Origin of the sequence: Sulfuricurvum sp. (assembly GCF_019163035.1) — a bacterium.
Classification (GTDB): domain Bacteria; phylum Campylobacterota; class Campylobacteria; order Campylobacterales; family Sulfurimonadaceae; genus Sulfuricurvum.
In genome coordinates, this window is record NZ_JAFLKV010000015.1 from 47491 (window position 1) to 70400 (window position 22910).

The 22910-nt window shown below is 44.6% G+C and carries 20 protein-coding genes; 8 read left to right on the forward strand and 12 right to left on the reverse strand.

The features are described from left to right. Positions 1-106: 106 nt before the first annotated feature. The 8 genes from JZU62_RS01495 to JZU62_RS01530 all read left to right on the forward strand — a co-directional run bounded on the left by JZU62_RS01495 (position 107) and on the right by JZU62_RS01530 (position 8289). Positions 107-673, forward strand: coding sequence for a DJ-1 family glyoxalase III (locus JZU62_RS01495; RefSeq protein ID WP_295011211.1), 567 nt, complete (start codon positions 107-109; stop codon positions 671-673). Next, positions 660-1409, forward strand: coding sequence for a DUF1566 domain-containing protein (locus JZU62_RS01500; RefSeq protein WP_295011213.1), 750 nt, complete (start codon positions 660-662; stop codon positions 1407-1409). The genes JZU62_RS01495 and JZU62_RS01500 overlap by 14 nt, the downstream gene beginning before the upstream one ends. After that, the gene (locus tag JZU62_RS01505; protein ID WP_295011215.1) at positions 1410-1856 is read left to right on the forward strand and encodes a YaiI/YqxD family protein; all 447 of its coding nucleotides are present in this window, start codon (positions 1410-1412) and stop codon (positions 1854-1856) included. A 60-nt stretch (positions 1857-1916) separates the two neighbouring features. Next, positions 1917-5456: a DNA polymerase III subunit alpha gene (dnaE, locus tag JZU62_RS01510; RefSeq protein ID WP_295011217.1), complete on the forward strand. Its 3540-nt coding sequence runs from the start codon at positions 1917-1919 to the stop codon at positions 5454-5456. A gap of 39 nt (positions 5457-5495) precedes the next feature. Further along, positions 5496-5705, forward strand: a complete 210-nt coding sequence (locus JZU62_RS01515; protein WP_295011219.1) for a hypothetical protein — start codon at positions 5496-5498, stop codon at positions 5703-5705. Beyond that, the gene (locus JZU62_RS01520; protein WP_295011221.1) at positions 5706-5966 is read left to right on the forward strand and encodes a type II toxin-antitoxin system RelE/ParE family toxin; all 261 of its coding nucleotides are present in this window, start codon (positions 5706-5708) and stop codon (positions 5964-5966) included. An 83-nt stretch (positions 5967-6049) separates the two neighbouring features. Continuing rightward, positions 6050-7288: a M18 family aminopeptidase gene (locus JZU62_RS01525; RefSeq protein WP_295011223.1), complete on the forward strand. Its 1239-nt coding sequence runs from the start codon at positions 6050-6052 to the stop codon at positions 7286-7288. Between the two features lie 17 nt (positions 7289-7305). Beyond that, entirely contained in the window at positions 7306-8289 is a 984-nt protein-coding gene (locus JZU62_RS01530) for a HAMP domain-containing sensor histidine kinase (protein WP_295011224.1), read from the forward strand. Here the strand turns inward: JZU62_RS01530 and JZU62_RS01535 are convergent. From JZU62_RS01535 to JZU62_RS01590, 12 genes are all read right to left on the reverse strand, one after another. Further along, positions 8286-10499: an EAL domain-containing protein gene (locus JZU62_RS01535; RefSeq protein WP_295011226.1), complete on the reverse strand. Its 2214-nt coding sequence runs from the start codon at positions 10497-10499 to the stop codon at positions 8286-8288. The genes JZU62_RS01530 and JZU62_RS01535 overlap by 4 nt on opposite strands. An 87-nt stretch (positions 10500-10586) precedes the next feature. Further along, positions 10587-11261: a YggS family pyridoxal phosphate-dependent enzyme gene (locus tag JZU62_RS01540; RefSeq protein WP_295011228.1), complete on the reverse strand. Its 675-nt coding sequence runs from the start codon at positions 11259-11261 to the stop codon at positions 10587-10589. Further along, positions 11258-12310, reverse strand: coding sequence for an RIP metalloprotease RseP (gene rseP, locus JZU62_RS01545; RefSeq protein WP_295011230.1), 1053 nt, complete (start codon positions 12308-12310; stop codon positions 11258-11260). The genes JZU62_RS01540 and rseP overlap by 4 nt, the downstream gene beginning before the upstream one ends. 1 nt (position 12311) lies before the next feature. After that, a complete protein-coding gene (pgsA, locus tag JZU62_RS01550) occupies positions 12312-12860 on the reverse strand; it encodes a CDP-diacylglycerol--glycerol-3-phosphate 3-phosphatidyltransferase (protein WP_295011232.1) in 549 nt (182 codons plus the stop codon). A gap of 136 nt (positions 12861-12996) precedes the next feature. Continuing rightward, positions 12997-13773: an enoyl-ACP reductase gene (locus JZU62_RS01555; RefSeq protein WP_295011234.1), complete on the reverse strand. Its 777-nt coding sequence runs from the start codon at positions 13771-13773 to the stop codon at positions 12997-12999. Positions 13774-13776: 3 nt separating this feature from the next. Continuing rightward, complete coding sequence (gene dapA / locus JZU62_RS01560) at positions 13777-14670, reverse strand: 4-hydroxy-tetrahydrodipicolinate synthase (RefSeq protein ID WP_295011236.1); 894 nt, start codon at positions 14668-14670, stop codon at positions 13777-13779. Continuing rightward, positions 14667-15926, reverse strand: a complete 1260-nt coding sequence (locus JZU62_RS01565; protein WP_295011238.1) for a pitrilysin family protein — start codon at positions 15924-15926, stop codon at positions 14667-14669. Before JZU62_RS01565 ends, dapA begins: the two co-directional genes overlap by 4 nt. A 38-nt stretch (positions 15927-15964) precedes the next feature. Next, entirely contained in the window at positions 15965-17023 is a 1059-nt protein-coding gene (locus tag JZU62_RS01570; RefSeq protein WP_295011240.1) for a quinone-dependent dihydroorotate dehydrogenase, read from the reverse strand. Positions 17024-17086: 63 nt separating this feature from the next. Next, entirely contained in the window at positions 17087-18802 is a 1716-nt protein-coding gene (locus JZU62_RS01575) for an ABC transporter transmembrane domain-containing protein (RefSeq protein ID WP_295011242.1), read from the reverse strand. Beyond that, a complete protein-coding gene (gene cysS / locus JZU62_RS01580) occupies positions 18799-20196 on the reverse strand; it encodes a cysteine--tRNA ligase (protein ID WP_295011244.1) in 1398 nt (465 codons plus the stop codon). Before cysS ends, JZU62_RS01575 begins: the two co-directional genes overlap by 4 nt. A 15-nt stretch (positions 20197-20211) precedes the next feature. Further along, positions 20212-21615 carry a murein biosynthesis integral membrane protein MurJ gene (gene murJ, locus JZU62_RS01585; RefSeq protein WP_295011246.1) on the reverse strand — a complete coding sequence of 468 codons (1404 nt, stop codon included), beginning with the start codon at positions 21613-21615 and terminating at the stop codon, positions 20212-20214. A 139-nt stretch (positions 21616-21754) separates the two neighbouring features. Continuing rightward, positions 21755-22768, reverse strand: a complete 1014-nt coding sequence (locus JZU62_RS01590) for a DUF3800 domain-containing protein (RefSeq protein ID WP_295011248.1) — start codon at positions 22766-22768, stop codon at positions 21755-21757. Positions 22769-22910: the final 142 nt, after the last annotated feature.

Below are 22910 nucleotides of genomic sequence, written 5' to 3' on the forward strand. Positions count from 1 at the left end.
TAGTCGAACCATGAACAAATCCCTACTTTAATCCTCATATTTTCTTAATTCAGTGTACAATAACAACCTAATAATCATCCGAAAATATATGAAATAAGGAAAAACTATGTCATGTGTTTTAGTCTCTATCGCAGAAGGTTTTGAAGAGATTGAAGCGATTGCTATTATTGATGTTTTGCGCCGTGCCGACATCGAAGTGATTATGGGAACATTAAACGAACATCTGATGGTGAGCGGGGCGCACGGGATTACGATCCATGCGGATCGTCCGGTTAAAGGACTGAGCGTTGATGAACTCGATATGATTGTTCTCCCCGGTGGATGGAGAGGGACGAAAGCCCTTGCCGCAGATGTCAATATTCAAAACCTCCTTAAAGCGATGGATGCAAAAGGAAAAGCCATTGGTGCTATCTGTGCCGCACCGTATGCTCTCGAAGCCGCAGGGGTGCTTAAAGAGGGGTATACGTGCTATCCCGGTATCGAAGATGAACTCACTACCGATGGATTTGTCGGAGATAAACACGCCGTTGTCGAAAGTGGCAATGTGATGACCTCGCGAGGGCCTGGGACGGCGATTTGTTTTGCGCTGGCAATTGTCAAAAAATTATCAGGCAATGAAACCTATGAAAGACTTCGCGGCGGGTTATTAGCCGATTATTGTGCGTCGATTTAGTCTTATTTTTCCGCTCATCTCCTCGTTGGCGTGGGGGGAGATACACTTATCTCCAAGCGAACACTATACCCAAGAGCAAGCCAAAGAGTATTGTCGCTATCTTGGCGATTCATGGCGGATGATGTCGATCAAAGAGCTGTTTAGCCTCCCAAAAACGACTCCCTTTGTCGAAGGATTTAGTTTTTGGTCATCGAACCGAGGAGCTTCTGACAATACCGAAATAGGGACGGGAAGTGAGGGTGATGGGGGGATTGTCGCGATGCTCGGATACAGTTTTTATCCCAAAGAGCGCAACATTTCCCTCTCTCCGCCGACCAAAAAAATTGCCGCAGCGTGTATCAATGCTCCTGAACCGACATCAGAACACCATTACCGAATAACACCGGAGGGGGTAGAAGATAAAGATTCGCTCTTAGTGTGGCATTCACTTGAAGCGACTGATAAACGGGCTAAATTCACGTATGAAAAAGCGAAAGAGGGATGTGAAAATCTGACGTTAGGGGGGCGCTCATGGCGTCTACCGACAACCGATGAACTCTACGGAATTGTTGATTATGCCTATAATCGTCCGAGTGTCGATATGAAATATTTTGGAGCAATGATGCATCGTTATTACTGGAGCAGTGAGAGTTTAAACGCGCAAGAAGCGTATGTTGTTGGGTTTAAGCTCGGTTCTGTTGCGACGGTCAATAAAATAGAGACAGCGTACGTGCGTTGTGTAAGCGACTGGAATTAAATGAAAATTTTAGTCGATGCCGATGCGTTCCCTAACGCACTCAAAGAGATTTTGCTTAGAGCTGTACTAAAACGCAAAATAACCACTATTTTTATCGCCAATAAACGAATCGGTATCCCTGATGTCGCGCATGTCTCGATGGAAGTTGTAGCACAAGGACCCGATGAAGCCGATCATCGTATCGCAGAGCTGTGCGAAGCGTGTGATATCGTTATTACGGCTGATATTCCTCTCGCGGATCGGATCGTTACCAAAGGCTCAGTCGGGCTTGATCCACGCGGGACGATTTACGATGAGAATAACATCAAACATCTCCTCGCGATGCGTAATCTGATGGAGGAGTTACGCAATAACGGTGAGATCACGGGTGGTCCGAGTGCTATCGGGGAAAAAACGGTTCGAGCGTTTGCGGACGGGTTAAATAAATTGCTTTCAAAGAGGTTCTAAAAGCTCCTCTTTACCCTCGGTAGATTATAATATTTTTACTTTTTTTCAAGGCATTTTTTAATGAGCACCATCCCCCCGTTTACCCATTTGCATCTCCACACCGAATACTCACTTCTTGATGGTGCAAACAAAATATCCGCGTTAGCCTCACGGGTAAAAGAACTGGGAATGACCTCGGTCGCGATGAGCGATCATGGGAATATGTTCGGAGCGATCGACTTTTATCAGCAGATGCGCGGAGCGGGACTGAAACCGATCATCGGGATGGAAGCCTACATCCATAACGGTGAGGATTTGGGAGATAAAACGATCAAACAGCGTTTTCACGTTTGTTTGTTTGCCAAAAACGAAGCGGGTTATAAAAACCTCATGTACCTCTCGTCTCAAGCCTATATCAACGGCTTTTACTACTTTCCCCGCATTAACAAACAGCTCCTTCGTGATAACTGTGAGGGGATCATTTGTACCTCTGCGTGTTTGCAAGGGGAGGTGAATTGGCATCTCAACACCAACAGTGAACGTAACGTTAAAAACGGGGCGTTAGGGTACGACGAAGCCAAACGGATCGCGTTAGAGTACAAAGAGATTTTCGGGGATGATTTTTACATGGAGATCATGCGCCACGGGATAGCCGATCAGCTTTTTATCGACGAGCAAGTGATAAAAATCTCCCAAGAGACACAGATCAAACTCATCGCGACCAACGACACCCACTACACCTATGCGGGGGACGCTCAGTATCACGAAGCGTTTATGTGTATCGGGATGAATAAACTCTACGATGACCCCAAGCGTATGCGCCACTCCGTCCATGAGTTTTACATCAAATCCCCTGAGCAGATGGCACGGCTCTTTGCCGATATCCCAGAAGCGCTCTATAACACCCAAGAGATCGTCGATAAGTGCCAGCTCGAACTTAAACTCGGAAACCCGACCCCACCGAACTTTAAATTTACGACCGAATACGCTCTCGAAGAGGGGCTAACTATCGAAGAGGATTCGGAGTATTTTATCCACCGCTGCCGAATCGGTTTGGAACTACGCCTCGAACACGTTCCAGAAGCGAGACATCAGGAGTATAGAGATCGTTTAGAGTTCGAGATGCAGGTGATCAACCAGATGAAATTCCCTGGCTATATGCTTATCGTTTGGGATTTCGTCCGTGAAGCAAAACGGATGGGGATTGCCGTAGGCCCGGGGCGGGGATCGGCGGCGGGAAGTCTCGTCGCTTATAGTCTTGAGATCACCGATATCGACCCGATGAAATACGATTTGCTTTTTGAGCGTTTTCTCAATCCTGAACGGGTATCGATGCCCGATATCGATATGGACTTTATGCAAGCGCGTCGCGGCGAGATCATCGATTACGTCGTACGTAAATACGGGCGGGAGCAGGTCGCACAGATCATTACGTTTGGTTCACTGTTAGCCAAAGGGGTTATCCGCGACGTTGCGCGTGTTTTGGAGATGCCCCTCTCCCAAGCCGATATGATGGCGAAACTGATCCCTGATGAGTTGGGGATCACGCTGAATGGAAAAACCAAAGGGGGAGAGTTCAAACCCGGAGCATTCCAAAAAGAGCCGAAGATTTCCGAACTGATTGATAGTGATCCTCACATAGCGCGTGTGTGGGAGTTTTCGAAAAAGCTTGAAGGACTCAAACGCAATGCGGGAATGCACGCGGCGGGAGTCGTTATCTCCAACGAACCGCTTTGGAAGAAAACCCCGATCTATAAACCCTCGGGGGAGGAGACGTTTGTTACTCAGTATTCGCTCAACTACCTCGAAGATATCGACCTGATTAAATTCGACTTCTTGGGACTTAAAACGCTCGACGTTATCGACAATGCGATCAAACTGATTAAAAAACGGTACGACGTCGAGGTGAACTGGCATAAAATCGATGAGAATGATCCGAAAGTGTACGAGATTATCCAAAGCGGTGACACGATCGGGATGTTCCAGATCGAGAGTTCGGGGATGCAGGATTTGAACAAACGGCTCAAACCCAGCGTGTTCGAGGACTTGATTGCGGTACTCGCCCTCTATCGTCCGGGACCGATGGAATCGGGGATGTTGGATGACTTTATCGAACGTAAACACGGTCGTCAGGCGATTACCTACGTATTCGCCGCACTGGAGCCGATCTTAAAACCGACCTATGGGGTTATCGTCTATCAAGAGCAGGTTATGCAGATCGTACAAACCATCGGGGGGATGAGCCTCGGCGGTGCGGACATCGTTCGTCGTGCGATGGGGAAAAAGAAACTCGAAGAGATGCAAAAATATAACCGTGAGTTTAGTGAAGGGGCTCAACAGCAGGGGCTAGACTACCAAAAAGCCTCCGAACTCTTTGACCTGATTGAGAAATTTGCCGGATACGGGTTTAACAAATCCCACTCTGCGGCGTACGCGATGGTTACGTTCCAAACCGCGTGGCTTAAAACCTACTACCCGCAAGAGTTTATGGCGGCACTACTCACCTCGGAGAAAGACAACACTGACAAAGTCGTCAAATACATCGACGAAGCCAAACGGATGAAAATTTTCCTCGGCGCTCCCGATATCAACCACTCACAGCTCGAATTCTCCGCGATCAACAAAGACGGTCAGGATCAAATTCTTTTCGGTTTGGGTGCGATCAAAGGGGTCGGGGAAGCCGCGGTCGAGTCGATTCTCGAAGCACGAAGTGAGGGGGAGTTCAAAGATATCCAAGATTTCACCAACCGTATCGAACCGCAAAAAGTGAACAAACGGGTGATCGAGTGCATCATCAAAGCGGGGGGACTGGATCATTTCGGCTATTCCCGACATGCGTTGTTGGAGCAGGTCGAAACCCTCGTTGAGACGGCGAAAAAAGGGTCGTCTTTGAAAAAAGATGCCCAATTCAGCCTTTTCGGGGATGATGAAGAGGTGACGGCAGTCGAATTGAGCCTCAAAAACATGGATGAGTTTGACCTCAAAACCCTCCTCGATTTCGAGAAAGACACTCTCGGCTTCTACGTCTCCGGTCATCCGCTCGACAACTTCCGTGAGCAGATCGATGCGATCAACTATACTCTCTCTAGCGAAGTTGAGAACATCGAGGACGGTTCCACTGCCATCTTTATCGGAAAAATCGAAACAATCACGAAAAAGATGTCGAAAAAAGGGTCAATGTTCGGGCTTGTGAGCCTGATGGACTTCCACGGCAATATCGAAGTGATGCTCTTTAGCGACAGGGTCGAACAACTTGAAGCGATGGATCTCGATGAGCCGATAGCGTTCAAGGTAAAAGTAACCCACACCGAGATGTTCACCCGCATCAGTGTTACGAAGATTATGACCCTCACCGAAGCGAAAAAAGAGGCGAAAAAGGTAGAGACCAAAATCGTCGAAAACCTCCCGCCGCAGGAACCGTTGCAACTGCGTATCCGTCTGAGCGACAACCTTGAAACGTTAGAGAAACTCTACACCCTTGTCCGCCGTCATCCGGGACGCCGTGAGATTAAACTCACCATCGTCTCGAAGCTTGCCGATGTCGTGATCGATTCGGCGATACGGGTGGATAATAAGGTGATTGAAGAATTGAGTGCTTTAGAAGATGTGGATGTGATTTAAAAAAGATATAATAACAATACGATGTAAAAAGGAGTTACTATGCAAACAGTACACTTGGAAATACAAAATGAACTAAAAGACGCATTGTTCGCTTTTTTAAAATTGTTGCCCTCAAGCGCTGTTAGAATATACGAAGACGATGATACAACGTTTACGAAAGATGATGAAATAGCATTTAATAAAGCAATGGATGAAAAGAATAAGGGTCAAACTATCGGTTTTGATGAATTAAAACGAAAGTATCTTTAAATGTATCGTCTCGAAACCTCCAAAGATGTTGATAAATTTCTTGAAAAAGCAGTACCGAAACTACGCAATAGAGTTTTAGAAGTATTCGAAGAACTTTGTAATGATCCTTTTTCTAATGCTGTAGATACAAAATCAATGGTCAATAAAAAAGGACATTTTCGTTTGCGTGTTGGTAAATATCGATTTTTGTATACGATTATCGAAGATGAGATTTTAGTGTATGTTTATAAAGCTGATAGTAGAGGCGATATTTATAAATAAGATTATATTTGAAAAGTCAGACCATTTTCCTGACGTCGGGAAAATGATAAGAGGTTATTTTTTGAATTAAAGGACAAAGGTTAATGCGCGAATTTAACGAAGAACTGATTAATTTTATCGATGCTTCTCCAACCCCGTTTCATGCGGTGGAGTGGATGGTAAAAACATTGGAGTGTCGTGGATTTACCTGTTTGGAAGAAGATCAGGAGTGGAGCCTTGAAGAGGGGCATGATTATTATGTCACCCGTAACGACTCCTCGATTATTGCTTTTACGTACCCGTCATGCGCTGAAAAAGGGTACACGATTGTAGGTGCTCATACCGATTCGCCACATCTGCGCCTCAAACCTAATCCTCTGACCACCTCCGCAGGGGTAAAGCGTTTCGGTGTTGAGCCTTACGGCGGAGTGTTGCTGAATCCGTGGTTTGATCGCGATTTATCGCTGGCGGGTCGGGTTGTCTATCTGGAGGGGGAAGTGCGTCGTGAAGCCCTCATCAATATCAACCGTCCCATCGCTATTATTCCCTCGCTCGCCATTCATCTCGATCGCGATGCGAATAGCTCCCGCTCTATCAATGCTCAGAGCGATATTGTCCCTATCATCGCGACGGGGGAGGTCGATTTTGAGACCTTTGTCCTCTCTCATATCCAAGAAGATACGGAGAACCTGACCCTTTTAGCCCATGAGCTCAGTTTTTACGACACGCAAAAAGGCTCTTTTATCGGGATCAATAGCGATCTGATCGCTTCGGCGCGGTTGGATAATCTCCTCAGCTGTTATATAGGGCTTCAGGCACTGCTAGAGACCTCCTATCCGATGATGTGTGCGTTTATGGATCACGAAGAGGTGGGAAGTGAGTCTCATATCGGGGCAGGGGGGACGTTTGTGGAGGAGACGTTGCGACGGATCGCGGGAGATGAGTATGAGAAGGTGATGCGTCATTCCATCATGGTGTCATGTGACAATGCTCACGCGCAGCATCCGAACTTTCCGAGCAAACATGAGTCTGAGCACGCGCCGCTTCTCAATGGCGGGGTGGCGATCAAGATTAACTCGAATCACCGCTATGCGACTAATTCACGGACGCAAGGACGATTTGTTCAGTGCGCACGAGCGCTTCATGTTCCGACACAGACATTTATCACTCGAAGCGATATGGGATGCGGATCGACCATCGGTCCGATTACCTCTACACGATTGGGGGTTGAGACGATCGATGTCGGGATTCCGCAATTGGCAATGCACTCGATTCGCGAGGTATGCGGTACGGAAGATGCTTACGGTCTGTATCGAATATTAGTTCATTTGGGGGATTTTTGACCCCGTCAAGGAATAGCGTGAGTCAAATTTCCCCGGAAGAGCTTAAAGCCCTCATCGATCAAACCTACAAGGTCGAAGAGGAGTATGTTTCCCTCCGTCAGTCGTATAACCATCTTCAAAGCACAATTGAACAGGTTATCGAGTTTCTCCCCAATGCCATTTGGATAGTAGAAACGGATGGCTCTATTTTTCTCCAAAACTCTCAAGCCAAACGTTTGGGAAAACTTTTTGATACCCTTCATTTGGAGGATGAAGATTACGAGATGACCTTTAAAGAGCGCTCCTATCTCATCAAATCAGCCCATCATAATGAAAAACGGCTCTTAAGTGCGACCGATATCACCGAACAAAAGCGTAAAGAGAATCTCGCAACGATGGGGCAGATGGCAGCACATCTCAGCCATGAAATCCGTAACCCTATCGGCTCTATCGCACTGCTCGCATCGACTTTGATGAAGCGGGTCAAAGAGGAAAATAAACCGATTGTCACTGAGATTCAAAAATCGCTCTATCGGATAGAGCGGATTATCAAAGCAACATTAATGTTTTCTAAAGGGGTAAGCGCTCAGAAGAATGCGTTGCGTTGGTTCCAAATCCGTGAAGCGCTTATGAGTGCCATCGGCTATTACAGTTATGGTAAATCAATCGAATTTAGCTTTCCCGAAGAAGATTTTGAGCTTTTCGGCGATTTGGATCTACTCACCATGCTCTTTACCAATTTTGTTTTTAACGCTATTGATGCGATTGAACTGGATGAAGAGGAGGCGGGGAAAATCGAAATACTCCATTTTGATGAAGGCTCACATCACACCTTTGAAATATATGACAGTGGTATCGCCATCGAGAATAAAAAATGGCTTTTTGAAGCGTTTAAAAGCACGAAAGAGCGGGGAAATGGGTTAGGACTGGTATTATCCAAAAATATTGTTGAGTCTCACGGCGGAGAGATCTCTTTGTGTGAGGGAGATCGTAAAGGGTTTCGTTTTAGCCTTCTATCTTAGAAAGGCTTTGGCTCGCTGAGATAATACCCTTGGAGATAATTAACTCCAAGCTCTTTACATTTATTATAAACCGCTTCTGAATGGACAAATTCAGCTATGGTTTTAAGCCCCAAATGTTTTGAAAATTCTACGACGGCAATCATAATCGTTTGGGCATTGGTATCGGTATCAATATTGCGGATCAATGAACCGTCAATTTTGAGAATATCGACATCGAGTCGGAGAATATGGGCAAAGTTTGAATAACCTGTACCAAAATCATCGATGGCAATACGGGATCCAAACTGTTTTACTTCACTGATAAATGCAGAGACTTCTTGGTAGTTTTCTATCCCCTCACTCTCTAAAAGTTCAAAAATAAGTCGATGTGCGTATTTTGATGAACTGAGTTTTTGAATAAGAAACTCTTTGGTCGGTTTATCGATAATATCGTCTACCGAAAGGTTAATAGAATATACGTGAGGTGTCGTCTCTAACATTTTAAAAACTTCTTCGATAACGAATTGAGACAGAAGTGGATAGAGACGTGATTGCCGTGCAGCAGGGAGAAAATAGCCTGGAGATACGATTGTTCCATTTGTGTCAATCATACGTATAAGTGCTTCATACTCCTCAACTTCTCCAGTTTTTGTATCATAGATCGGTTGGTAATAGAGACAGAAATTTTTATCTTCAATAGCTTCTTTGAGTTTTTTATTCCATAAAATATTGTGTTGATACTCTTGTTTAATCTGCATGGTCTCATCATAAAGTTGATAACTCAGGTGCCGTTTTTTTGCTGTTTTGAGTGCCATGTCAGCATTGGCGAGGAGATCGATCGATTTATTTTTACCTCGTAATGAGATATCCATCCCCATGGTTAATGTAATATATATACTTGCACCGTGAAGATTATAATATTGAGATTGGAGGTGATGAAGAATTGATAGCCGTGCCGCTTCGAGCTGAGTAGAATTCATTGCTTCATAAAGCGTAATGGCATACTCATCTGATGGCATTTTATGGAGTTTCATTGGGAGACCTGAGATTGCTTCTTTGATTGATTGTGCAAGGGCTAAGATAGTTTCATCTCCAATTGCATGCCCATAGAAGTCATTGATCTCTTTAAAATTATCGATATTTAAGAGAATAAGGGCATAAAAGCGTTTATTGGAATCAATGTCTCGAATCAATGCATTGCGATTTGGAAGAGTAGTGAGGTGATCCGTATAGAGTTGATGTTCAAGCTTTTTGTTAAGTTCCCGTGTAATTTGAGTATCACGATCGATTCGTCGCAGAAGGACTCGAAACCCATAATGAAGAACAACAGCAACAATCGAAAGGAGAAATAAACTGATTATGAGTAGATTACGTATTTCTGAATGGTATTCATTGACATCTTGGGTAATATCAAAAGCACATGTCATCATGGCAATGGTGTCATTGGCATAATTGGTGAGCGAGCGAGAAGCAATAACATAATCGGCCGAACCTACCGTATAAGGATTACTATCGCTAAAGGTAAATGTACTTGGTAATTTCTCAAATAAGGGATCATTTGAAGAGACGATAGAGTAATTCTCATAGCTAACATTTTTAGAATTTGGCAATAAACTTTTGAGTTTTTTTGTATCAAAAGCGATAGCACTTTTGATCCCTGAATGGGCATCTAGTCTCTTTTGGACACGATCAATTTTAGCGACGGTTTGGATAATACCGATAAAGGTACCATTTTTAAATATCGGGAGAATTGTTACAACAGAAACATCATAAATGGTAACATCCAAGGTGGTAACACTTTTTTGGTTATTAATTGCGTAGGCTAAAACAGGTCGTTTTTTGAGAATGTTATCGCCAAATTTTTTTGGCTCTTGTAGGCGTAGAAAGTGTACACCGTTTGCACCGATAAAGCCGCTCATATCTACATCGCCTCTAACTTTTGCTTCTGTAAATAATGGGAGGGTGAGTTGATAGAGCTTTTCGCGATCCCCTGCGGCAAATGCATCGACAATTTCGCGATTACCGGCAATTTTACAGGCAAGTTCGCTAAGCCCTTTTTGGGTATCGAGCATAGCTAAATCAAATGAATTACGAAGAAGTGCACGATGGGCAGAGGTTTTTTCCTCTAAAACATGCTTTTTATCTTGGATGATTGTAACGATAAAAATTGTAATGAGAAGTGCAATGAGTACAAGGGAATAAAGAGTCGCGCGTTGTTTCGTCTTATTCACTATTTCCCTCTTTGTATAATTCGTTAAGATTATATCACAGGTAAAAAGAATTTGTAATGAAACAATTGTAAATAATTAATAACATAACTATTTTGGAAATAAAATAGATCCTAAGCGAACCATATTTGAGCCACATTCGATAGCAAGTTCAAAATCACTGCTCATTCCCATGGAACAAATACTTGCTTGAGGGAGTGTATCAAAAATTCGGCGGGTAGTTTCGAAGCTTTTCTGGATAATGTCATGATCTTCGACATGGGCTCCGATAGACATTACTCCTTGTAGTTGGAGCCGTGGGCACTCCTCTATAATTTGTGTATATTTATCGCTAGCTTCTTCAGGATAAAAACCGCTTTTGGATGCTTCATACGCAGAGTTGATTTGAACCAAAGCTTTTAAGCTCATATTTTCTCGTTCCAAGCGCTCATTAACGGCATGGGCGAGTTCTAATGAATCGATGGAATGGAGCAGGTGAGGGCGGATACTTAAAAGCTGATTGATCTTGTTTTTTTGCAACGTTCCGATGAAATGCCATTCAATCGGTAAATTCTCTAATGTCTCACTTTTGGCTACGAGGTCTTGAATTTTATTTTCACCGAATGCACGCTGTCCGATGGCATAAAGGCTACGGATCGCTTCCGCATCAACGTATTTACTCGCCGCAACAATTTTAACGATGTGATGATTATTTACACGTAAACGGGCTTTCTCTATCCGCTCGATGATTCGATCAAAATGGCGCTTTTGCTCCAGCGTTGTCATTGCATTAGCCTCGTAATATCGTTATAGAGCCCCAAGCTCATGAGACCGAGTAACAGTACCCACCCTCCGATGGTAAGGCGGGTGATGACCTCTTCACTCGGAGCTTTGCGACGGATTATCTCATAGAGATTAAACATAATATGTCCCCCATCTAGTGCGGGGATAGGGAGGAGATTCAGGACTCCGAGATTGACCGAAATCAAAGCGGCAAAGAAACACAGAGACATCCATCCATATGCTGTTGCATCGGCTGTGATTTGGACGATACTCACGACTCCGCCTACTTCTTTGGCAGGGACGACACCGGTGAGGAGTTTTTGAACACTTTGGAAAATTAAAAATGAGGTTTCATAGGTTTGCTTGGATGCGTAGGTGATCGTCTCTATGGGGGTAAGATCGAGAGTATGGGTGACACCTGCAGGGGCAATTCCTACCATACGTTGTTGGATTTTTTCTTTAAATAGGTTGGTTGCTTCACTAATGCGCGGGGTGAGGGTGATGAGGCTGTGAGTACCGTTTCGATCCACCGCTAATGTCAGCGTCCCCTGAGAGGTCTTGATGAATTCAGAGAGCTCGTCCCATTCGGTGATCGTCACTCCGTTGATAGCAATAATTTTATCATTTGATATTAACCCTGACTGCTGGGCGGGAGAGCCTTCGACTACTTTGCCAATAACCGGAGAGAGAGCCTGCGGAGCACCCAATGCGATAGCATAGAAAAAGAACCAAGCAAGGATGAAATTAGCCAACGGCCCAGCAAAGAGGATAATGATCCGCTGCCATGGTTTTTTAGCGTTATAGCTGTCGTTGTCATCATTAGACCTGGTTGGATCAAGGTCATCTTGACCTTTCATCTTGACATAGCCACCCAGAGGAATGGCAGAAATTTGCCACTGCGTACCGATCCATTGAAAGGAGAAGAGTTTTTTTCCGAAACCGATGCTGAATACTTCAACATAGACACCAAAAAAACGAGCTGCGCTGTAGTGCCCGAGTTCATGGAAGAAAATGAGGGCTGAGAGGACGAGAAGGGCTACGATCCAAGACATATTACATTTTTCCTTTATACGCTTTAGCAAAACCGACGAGGTACTCTGCACCCGAATAGAGCGTTAACGCAACGGCAATCCAAAGCAAAACATCCCCAAACGGCCAATGCATGAGTAAGAATCCGATAGCGATCATTTGTGCAACCGTTTTTACTTTTCCCGCCATTGAAGCACTGACATCGATTCCCTCAGACATGGAGAGAGTTCGAAGTCCTGTGATAAAAAGCTCTCGAACGATGATGATATAGATTGCCCACGCAGAGGCGGCACCGCTCATCATCAGCCCCAAAAATGCGGCGAGGGTGAGCATTTTATCTGCCAAAGGATCGAGAATCTGCCCAACCATAGTGATTTGGTCAAGTTCACGGGCAACGTATCCATCAAAAAAATCGGTGGTACTGGCAATGACGAAGAGCAATGTCGCGATGTAATAGTTCCAGCTGACATGCCATCCCATATCAGTGAAAAGTTGAGGATTAAGGATAATCCAAAACATTACTGGAGCGATGAGAAGACGGATAAATGCTAAGATATTGGGAATGTTAAACACTAATAGTCCATTATTGATTTTTTTTAAGTTCATTTGGCAGAGGATTCAAAAAAAGGCGCAAGCGCCGTGAGCCTTATGCTGAAGAGAACTCAGTGTTAACGTAGCATTGGGGATTTTATTCCCGATGCGTTTAAATTTAACGGAAGGTGGTGCCACCATCGACAACCAAAGTGTGACCTGTGATCCAACTGGCTTCATCCGTGCAGAGGAAATAAACTGCTCCTGCAATATCCGCAGGTTCACCCATGCGGTTGAGTGCTGAGCGTTTGATCGTTTCGGCTTTGACCTCTTCGTAGTTAGTAAACGCTTTGAGTGCATCGGTATCGATTGGTCCACCGGATACGGCATTGACACGGATATTCATCTCACCGAGTTCGACTGCCGCGTAGCGTGCCATCGCTTCAACCGCCGCTTTATTGGTTCCATGACCCGCATAATTTTCGATATAGATTAGGTTTCCGGTACTTGACATCGTGACGACGGCACCACCACCCACTTTTTCCATCCGTTTTGCCGCTTCTTGGGTTCCGACGACAAACGCGTTGACGGTTGCGGTGTAGATGTTATTGAGTCCGCGCGGTTTCAGACGCATAAATTTACCGTATCCGCCAACTACCGGACGACCGTAGATCATCGCGTTGCTGACGAAAAAATCGATACGGTCGAAATCGGCATCAATCGCTTCAAAGAGGGGTTTAAACTCATCCGGCTCTAAAATATTGAGAGGATACGAACGGGCTTTGATATTGTATTTGCTCTCCAACTCTTGGGCTAAAATAGCGGCGGTTTCTCCGTTGGAGTTGTAGGTGAACGCGATATTAACACCCTGCTGTGCAAATTTTTCGGCGATGGCCTGACCGATCCCTTTGGTAGCTCCGGTGATGACCAGTGTTTTACCCTTCATATTTGACATTCTTTATGCTCCTGCGATGGTGTAATTTTTTAGAACTTCTTCGAGTTTTTTCATATTCTCAGCACTTGGTGCAACAAGGGGCAGTCGGTATTCGAGAGTATCGAGTAGCCCTGCGAGGTACATTGCCGCTTTGATCATAACGGGGTTCGATTCCAAAAAGAGGGCTTTGTTGATCGGGAAAAGGTGATCGTTCAGCGTTTTTGCCCCGTTCATATCCCCATCCAGCGCTTTGGCTACGAGGGAACTTTTGAGATCTGGGAGGAGGTTAGAGGTAACGGAAGTAATACCTGCTCCGCCGCACGCTAAAATAGCGTAATCGATAGCGTCATCCCCACACAACACTTTGAGTTCCGGTCTGCGTGAGAGGAGTTCGATGGTGCGCTCGATACTCCCTGTCGCCTCTTTGATCCCGTAAATGTTTTGCACATCATCAAAAAGACGGATAACAGTGTCGGCACTAATGTCAACCATCGTTCGTCCCGGAACGTTATAGAGCATAAACGGCAACTCAGGCACAGACTCTGCAATCGCTTTGTAGTGTTGATACAGCCCCTCTTGGGAGGGTTTGTTGTAATAAGGCGCAACGGAAAATATAGCATCAACTCCACATTCTTGTGCAGTACGAGCTGCTTCTATCGCTTCAGCAGTTGAGTTGCTTCCTGCTCCTGCAAGGACTTTGGTAGAGGTTCCTTTGCAGACAGCAACAGCAATTTCCATGCAAATACGATCTTCATCATACGTTAAGGTAGCACTTTCTCCTGTCGTTCCAACGGGACAAACGGCATTAATCCCGTTATTGATCTGTCGTTGGATAAGTTCAGCGTATTTTTGTTCATCCAATTTTCCGTTTTTAAACGGCGTTATAAGGGCGGTGGTTGAACCGGTAACTAGATTCATTTTTTACCTTTTCGTAGGATTAGCGTGGTTGATTTTTCAGGAACCAAATAGGTTTTTGCGACGTTTTGGATCTCTTCTGGGTTAAGCGCTTCGATAGCGGCTTCATACTTCATCAGCGGAGCAATATCGCCGCGAGCGAGATAACTTCCGAAGAGTTCGGCAACGGAGGTCGAACTCTCTAACGAGTAGATGAAATCGGCTTTGGTGTTGATCTTAACTTTATCCACTTCGGCTTTTTCAATCGGTGTATTTTGGAGCGTGTGGATAACAGCCCAAATCTCTTTTTCCACCTCTTCGGCTTTGACACCGTTGTTGCAGACGGCTAAAAAGAGGAACACGCCCGGATCGATATTTTCCATATTGTAGGCGTAGATTTGGTTGACGAGACGTTTTTCATCCACCAAAATGCGGTTAAGACGAGAGCTTTTGCCGGAACTGAGCATTTCACTGAGTGCGGAGAGTTTCGGCTGATCGGGATGTTGGAAGTTCGGGATCGGGAAGCTGATGGCGAGCATCTCCACTTCGCTCTCTTTGTTTACTTCGACACGTCGTGCGCCGTCTTGTTCGGGTTCAATCACTTTTTTCGTAGGGATTTCGAGGGTATTGGCTACGGCACCGAATTGTTTTTGCGCCTCTTCAAATACGCTCGCGGGTTTAATATCACCTGTTACGACCAAAATCGCATTTTTCGGCTGATAGTAGGTTTGATGAAAACTACGGATATCGTCCAGTGTCCATGTCTGAATATCGTTCATAAACCCGATTGGTGTCCAGTGGTAGGGATGATAAATATACGCGCTGTTAAAAAGGCGAAAATAAAGATAACCCATCGGATTATTATCGGTTCTCCATCGGCGCTCTTCGGCGACAACGTTGCGTTCCGGCTGAAACTCTTCGTCTTTGAGGTTAAGATTTTGCATCAACTCCGAGAAGAGGGAGAGTGATTTGGAGAGATTTTCACTGCTTGATTTGATATAGTAGTGGGTGAAGTCAAATCCCGTCGAAGCGTTATTCATCCCTCCGACACTTTTTACCTCTTCGTCAAACTCGCCCGCTTTGAGATTTTTGGTCGATTTGAAATTCATGTGCTCCAACATATGAGCGATACCGCTTTTTCCCATAACCTCGTTGCGGCTCCCCACTTGATAAAAAATATCGGTGGAGATAACTTTAGAGCCGTTATCCATCGGAATCGCAACTACCTGCAACCCGTTGGAGAGGGTCTGGGTTTCATAATGAGGTAGTGATGATGCCATAAGGGTTCCTAAAGAGAAAATAGTTGCAACGAGGAGTTTCATTGCCGATCTGCGCCGATTGCTTCGGTAATCGAGGTAAACCCGTCCGATGCCAAAAGGTCTATAAGGCCGCTGTTGATCTCTTCGACCACTTCAGGACCTTTGAAAATCAACGACGTGTAAATTTGTACGAGTGAGGCTCCGGCACGGATACGGCGGTATGCCTCTTCGGGTGAGTTAATCCCGCCGACACTGATAAGGGTTGTTTTGCCGAACAGTTCACGGGCAATCGCATCGAAGATATAAAAACTGCGTTCGCGCAGCACTTCACCGCTCAGACCTCCGATCTCTTCAGGCTCACTGACGAGGGAATAGTCTACCGTCGTATTGGTTGCGATGATACCGTCCGCTCCGCTCTCAACCGCGTGGACACAGAGAGCTACCGCTTGATCTTCGGACATATCAGGGGCAATTTTGAGCAAAATCGGTTTGGTGGTAATCGCTTTGGCTTCGGCAAAGAGTTGGCTGATAAACGCTTCATTTTGAAGATCACGCAATCCCGGAGTGTTCGGGGATGAGATATTGATAACCATGTAGTCGGCATACTCATGGAGTGCTTTGATGAGAGTCGTATAATCTTTGATCGCTCTATCTTCGGGGGTGATTTTGTTTTTTCCGATATTGACACCGATTGGGGTACTGAACGGGTAAATATTTTTGAGACGGTGAGAGATACGGAAAAGCCCGTCATTATTGAATCCCATCGCATTTTGGAGGGATTCTTCTTCGATATGTCTCCACAAGCGGGGACGGGGATTTCCCTCTTGAGGTTTCGGGGTGAGGGTACCGATCTCACTGAACCCGAACCCCATTGCCATTACACCGTGAAACATCGTCGCATTTTTATCAAATCCTGCCGCAAGACCGACCGGATTGAGAAATGTTCGTCCGAACAACTCTTGGGAGAGGGAAGGGTGGCTTACGAAATGTTTCGCCATCCAACCATTGGCGAGGGGAGGACAAAAGCTTGCACCGTTTAATAGCGCAGCGGCAAGGGTATGCGCATTTTCGGGCTGAAGTTTAAAAAGCCAAGGTTTTAGAGATTCGTAATCAAACATGCCATCCGCCTCTTGAAGAGTTAAAATTGACGCGATTATACTCAAAAAAGGATTAATAGGGGATTATTCTCCCATTTTCCCCGCAAGACGGCGATAGTTTTCGGAGGTTTCAAGCAGTTCTTGATGGGTTCCGCGAGCGATGATATGCCCTTCTTCAAAATACAAAATCGTATCGGCATGGGTGATCGTACTGAGACGGTGGGCGATAATGAGGGTGATTTTGTCTTGGGCATACTCATGTAATGCCGCTTGGATCCGTTTTTCACTTTCATTATCCAGTGCGCTGGTCGCTTCATCCAAAATCAAAAGCGAGGCGTGTTTGTAGATGGCACGGGCGATGGCGATACGTTGGCGCTGACCGCCAGAGAGGTTGGCACCGAACTCTTGCATCACAGTATGAATTCCCTCAGGGAGCGCGGAAGCAAATTCAAGAGCATCCGCTTTTTGAAGAGCCATTTTAACCCGCTCTTCATCGATATCTGACCCATACGCGACATTCCCCGCTAAGGTGTCTTGGAAGATATAGACCCGCTGTGATACGGCGGCGATCTGGTTGCGGAGCGAATTTTGGGTGTACGATTTTAGGTTTTGATGATTGAGTGAAATCGTCCCTTCGGTGGGATCATAGAATCGTAGTAAGAGGTTGATAAGAGAGCTTTTCCCACCGCCACTTTGCCCGACGAGGGCGACTATTTCCCCTTTGTCGATCGTAAGATCGATATGTGAAAGTGCCGTTTTTTCACCAAAATCGAGGCTAACGTTCTCAAATCGGAGATGGCTGATCGGCTCATCCAGTGTGAGTGACCCTTCTTTGATTTCATTTTCCAGATCTAAAATGTGAAATACACGCTCGCTTGCGGCTTGAGCATCTTGGATTTTACTGTAGATCGCACTGACCCGTCGAAGAGGTTGAAATACCAATCCTACTGCAGTTAGAAATGCAGTAAATTCTCCCACACTCATTTCGCTCGAATAAACAGCCCTACCGCCGATAAAAATAACTGCGGCAAGTCCGATAGAGGCAATCATTTCCATCAACGGTGACACTAACTCACTGCTATAAGTCGCTTTCATATTGAGTTTAAAAAAGTGTTCATTTTCATCTTTATAGCGTTTTATCTCATACGCTTCGGTTGCATTGGCTTTGATAATTTCACTGTTGTTGAATATTTCGGTCAAACGGGTCATTAGATCGGCATTTTTCTCTTGGGAACGATGCGAAAGACGTTTTAGCCGGCGGGTAATTTGAATAAGGGGTAAGATAACGACCGGCATTACAAATAGTGCCCAAAAAGCTAATGAGGCATTGAGATAGATCACATAACCGACAAGGGCGATAACGGTAAAACTCTCTTGTATGAGTTCAGGGAGCATGCGTGAGACAAAGTATTGAACTCGTGATATGTCGTTGGTAATTCGGGAAATAAGCTCTCCGCTTCGATTGGTGTAAAGAAACTGCATATCCATGTGAACCATGTGCGCGAGTAAATCTTCACGGAGACGTGAAACGATATGCATTCCGATATAAGAGGTAAAAACAGCTTGGATGTAACGACCAACCGATTTGAGAACATAGATACCGATTAGCAGTAGCGGTATTATATAGAGCATTTCGGGCTCTTTTTTAATAAACATATTATCCATTAATGGCTGCATAATATGAGCCGTTCCGGCCGTTGCGGTTACCGTGAGGAGTATCCCTAAAAGTACCATTGCATAATGAAATTTATACCCTTTTACATAAAACCAGTATCGTTTATAAATTTCACTAATTTTCAATCTCGTATCTCCCAAAAAGTTCCGTTTGCAGTATCCATAATCGCAATCCCCATCACAGTTAACTCATCACGGAATGCATCCGAAGCGGCGAAATCTTTGGCACGTTTCGCTTCAGAGCGTTTTTCCACCAAATCCTCGATTTTTGCTTTGGTCACTTCATCCAACCCGAACTGGAAATAGGTGAACGGATTTTGGGCACCGAATCCTAACACTGTTTCAATGGTTGAGAGAGAGGAGAAGAGCGTTTGGCGGTATGCTTTATCTTTTGGATTGGTATCGAGTATTTCATTCGCACCAGCGATAAGCTCATCGATCAGAGCATAAGCGCGAGAGACGTTTAGATCATCTCCTAACGTTTCCAGAAGACTCTTTTTGAATTCAGTATCGATAATCTCGGCAGTAAGTCCAAAGAGTCGTTTTTTGAGGCGATAGAGTTTATCGAGCCGTTTTTTTGAGGCGATCAAATCCTCTTCATTAAAGTTAAAGTCTCCCCGATAATGGGTGCTGAGGAGATAAAATCGGAGCACCTCTCCGTCATAGCTTTTGAGGGCGTCTTTGAGGAAAAAACTGTTCCCCAGACTCTTCGACATCTTCTCACCGTCAATCGTGACAAAACCGTTGTGCATCCAATAGCGTGCTAACTCATGGTTAGTCGCGCATCGGGTTTGCGCCGCTTCGTTTTCGTGGTGGGGAAAGAGCAAATCCGCTCCGCCGCCGTGGATATCGATGGCATAGTCGCCGATATGAGGGCTCACGTAGCGCTCGATCATCGCTGAACACTCCAAATGCCATCCCGGACGACCGCGCCCAAACGGAGAATCAAACGCGACCCCCTCATCATGTACCGCTTTCCAGAGGGCAAAATCGGCTTCGTTGCGTTTTTCGGAGACTCTCTCGACACGGCTGACGTTTTCGTTACTTTGGCGGTTGCTGAGAGAGAGATAGTTTTTGTCGCTTGCGGTGTCGAAATAGATATCGCCGTTACTGATGGTATAGGCGTGTTTGTTGTCGAGGAGGCGTTGGATCATCTCGCTCATCGCATCGATCGATTCGGTCGCTTTGGGCTCTAAGGTCGGCTTACGGACTCCGATGGCCTCCATGTCACGATGATACGCCGCCGTGTAGCGCTGTGCGATTTCGCTCGTACTGATCCCTAACTCACGTGCTTTGTTGATGATTTTATCGTCGATATCGGTGATGTTACGGGCGAAGAGGACATCATACCCCTCCGCTTCCAAAACACGGCGGAGCAGATCGAACACCAACGCGCTTTTAGCGTGTCCCAAATGGGCATCGTCATAGACGGTCGGGCCGCAGACGTAGAGGGATACTTTTCCCTCTTGGAGCGGAGTAAATGGTAGTTTGGTTTTTTGGACGCTGTCGTATATAGTCATGGGTTTCCTGCTAAATTATCGTATCAAGTGTATCAAAAATTGATTTAAAGTATAAAATGCCGCGCTAAATCCGAGAATCCCGAGGATAAAATAGAGGCTGAAACGGGTTTTTAGGAGATTAAAAAAGATAGTCCATCCCACCGCTTGGATGGTGAGGATAAACTGCACCGCCCCTCCGATACTCCCTGCCAATGCCAAACCTGCCGCCCCCATGCTTTGCATCAAAATGATCGAGAAAATCAGATTGATAACGAGGGAGATAACGGCTATTTTAGCCGCTTTGAGATGTTTGTGCTGGGCGTAGAGGTACATCGAAAAGAGTTTTGCCAACCCAAAAGGGATGAGCCCCACCATGTACATTTGGAGCACACGGGAGGTATTGAGAGTATCTTCGATATCAAACGCCCCCCGCTCAAATAACAGCCAAATGATCGGTTCCGCAAGCAAAATCCCCCCTAAAACGGAGAGACCTAGCAGAGCGTTGAGAAGCCAAAACGATTTGTGGAGGTTCTCGAATGCGAGATCATTATTGCCGTTATTGATCGCTTTGGCGATTTTGGGAAACAGTGCCGTGGTGATGGCGAGGGCGATGATCGCGAAAGGGAGCTGAAAAATACGGTTGGCGTAAAAGAGATACGACACCGATCCCGCCGCCAAAAACGAGGCAAGAGAAGTATCGATAAACGAGGCGATTTGCGCCGTAGAGTTCCCGACCACCGAGGGGATAAAGAGCGATTTGAATTTCGATTCCTCTTCTTTGACATCTTTGGTTTTACGGTATTTCCATCCCCCTACGAGGAGTTTCATCAACCCTTGCTGACGCATCGCATACAGATGGGTGATGACTTGCAACAATCCCCCGACGAGAATCGAAAAACTGAGCGCATACACAATCGTTTTTGGGTCGCTGTGGGCGAAGAGCATGAGGGTGACGATCATGGCGATATTGAGCCATACGGTGGAAAAAGCGGTGGTAAAAAAATGCTCTTTATGTTGTAAAAGTGTCCCTAAAAAGGTAACGATAAAGATGAGATCCAAATACCAAAAATTGATGGTCGTCAGCGGTGCGGTTTTAGCGATTAGATCGGCATTCCAATCCCACGCCAACATTTTGGTAAAAAATGCAGGAAAGAGGGTGACAATGAGTGAAAAGCCGATAATAATTGTCATAAAACGGACAAAGATGGCGACGGCAAAGACACTTTTCTGACGTGAAGCGATATATGAGGGCATAAAGCTTTGGGTAAACGAACCCTCCGCGAAGATACGGCGAAAGAGATTCGGGAATTTAAACGCCATTAAAAAGATATCGCTCCACATATTCGCACCCAACACGGACGTCATCAAAATGTCACGTCCTAGTCCCGTAATACGGGAGATGAGAATACCAAAAGAGTTGGAGAATATCGATTTAAACATAGTTTATATCAAGCCCTGAAATAGATTTGATGCAATTTTAGCTGATTAGGGATTAAAAGTAATCGGAGTAGGGTATTTCGTCATTCCCGACTGATCGGGAATCCAGTTTTCAAGAGACAAGCAACCTGTGCACTTGCTTCTATTTTTTGCCACCAAAGATTGTCTTAGAAGTTTTATCTAAATATTTTATAACTTCAAAATATGGAGGATCAAGTTCATAGTTTTCAAAGTTAGTATTGTTACTCATATTTATCAGCGTAATTGATTGCTTTTTACCCATAACAATAATATTTCTAAAGTATTTCCAAGCATTTTTCTGTAAATTACCATTCATGCTTCTACGAATTGAGGTTGTTAAAATATCTGCCAGTTGTACTCCAAGATTATTTTTTGAATTTTCAAATTTTATGTTAGAGTAAACTGAATTGAGTTCAAAAAAGTCATTTGGGTCTTTATCGCCAACATGTTGAACTAAATAATTTGGAATATCACCACTTTTTCTATTTTTAAAAAAATGACTATAATCACCTTCTTTAATCATTAAAAGTGGTTTATCAAAAGATCTTGATTGAGCCAATGGTAAAATTAGTGTTTTCCAAATTTTTTCCGAAGTTGTTATATTTGTATCTTTGGCATCAACTATCCATTTAAAAAATTCTAATTCCTTTGGTTTTTTTAGTGAATAGTTTAACATTGTTGTTTGAAATATTTGTATCAAAAGCTCAATTATTAAACTTACTTGCACATATAGTTGATTTGGAAGAGATTCAATCTCATCCTTTGTTTTGTATAAATTTTTAATCAAAGTTTCATTAAAATCGTCAGTTATGCAACTAATCATTTTTTGAGCTCTTTCTAACTTATGAATAGTTATATCATCTTCAATTTGAATATTCATATCAATAGCAACAATTTCAAACATAACATTGTATTTTTGAAGTATTTCAATGACACTAGCTACTTGAGATTCATTAAGTTGACTTCCTTTTACTTCTGTATCGTTCAAGCCCCATTTACTTTTCAAAGCTTCAAATTTTGAGAAAATAATGCTAGTTTTGTTTTCAGGTAAAATCAATGCTCCAACTACTGAGACTGCACATTTGTTTTCTGTAGGTTTGACAAAAACACCTGCTTCATCAATATAAATATTCATGTATTTCTCGCTTCCCCATTAAATGCACTAAACGCTTAATGGGCAAACACTTCCGGATGTGTAGCGGCGATCCCCAAAAGCACACGTGCCGGACCCTCCGGTTTACGGCGTGATTGTTCCCAGTTTCTTAGCGTGTTAACAC

What these genes read in the sequence shown, in the direction of transcription:
- JZU62_RS01540 (WP_295011228.1), bottom strand. Translation starts at nt 11,261, where the DNA reads ATGACAACGCTGGAGCAAAAGCGCCATTTTGATCGAATCATCGAGCGG.
- JZU62_RS01590 (WP_295011248.1), bottom strand. Translation starts at nt 22,768, where the DNA reads ATGAATATTTATATTGATGAAGCAGGTGTTTTTGTCAAACCTACAGAA.
- JZU62_RS01565 (WP_295011238.1), bottom strand. Translation starts at nt 15,926, where the DNA reads ATGGCATCATCACTACCTCATTATGAAACCCAGACCCTCTCCAACGGG.
- JZU62_RS01525 (WP_295011223.1), top strand. Translation starts at nt 6,050, where the DNA reads ATGCGCGAATTTAACGAAGAACTGATTAATTTTATCGATGCTTCTCCA.
- JZU62_RS01515 (WP_295011219.1), top strand. Translation starts at nt 5,496, where the DNA reads ATGCAAACAGTACACTTGGAAATACAAAATGAACTAAAAGACGCATTG.
- JZU62_RS01520 (WP_295011221.1), top strand. Translation starts at nt 5,706, where the DNA reads ATGTATCGTCTCGAAACCTCCAAAGATGTTGATAAATTTCTTGAAAAA.
- JZU62_RS01570 (WP_295011240.1), bottom strand. Translation starts at nt 17,023, where the DNA reads ATGTTTGATTACGAATCTCTAAAACCTTGGCTTTTTAAACTTCAGCCC.
- cysS (WP_295011244.1), bottom strand. Translation starts at nt 20,196, where the DNA reads ATGACTATATACGACAGCGTCCAAAAAACCAAACTACCATTTACTCCG.
- dapA (WP_295011236.1), bottom strand. Translation starts at nt 14,670, where the DNA reads ATGAATCTAGTTACCGGTTCAACCACCGCCCTTATAACGCCGTTTAAA.
- JZU62_RS01555 (WP_295011234.1), bottom strand. Translation starts at nt 13,773, where the DNA reads ATGTCAAATATGAAGGGTAAAACACTGGTCATCACCGGAGCTACCAAA.
- rseP (WP_295011230.1), bottom strand. Translation starts at nt 12,310, where the DNA reads ATGTCTTGGATCGTAGCCCTTCTCGTCCTCTCAGCCCTCATTTTCTTC.
- dnaE (WP_295011217.1), top strand. Translation starts at nt 1,917, where the DNA reads ATGAGCACCATCCCCCCGTTTACCCATTTGCATCTCCACACCGAATAC.
- murJ (WP_295011246.1), bottom strand. Translation starts at nt 21,615, where the DNA reads ATGTTTAAATCGATATTCTCCAACTCTTTTGGTATTCTCATCTCCCGT.
- JZU62_RS01505 (WP_295011215.1), top strand. Translation starts at nt 1,410, where the DNA reads ATGAAAATTTTAGTCGATGCCGATGCGTTCCCTAACGCACTCAAAGAG.
- JZU62_RS01495 (WP_295011211.1), top strand. Translation starts at nt 107, where the DNA reads ATGTCATGTGTTTTAGTCTCTATCGCAGAAGGTTTTGAAGAGATTGAA.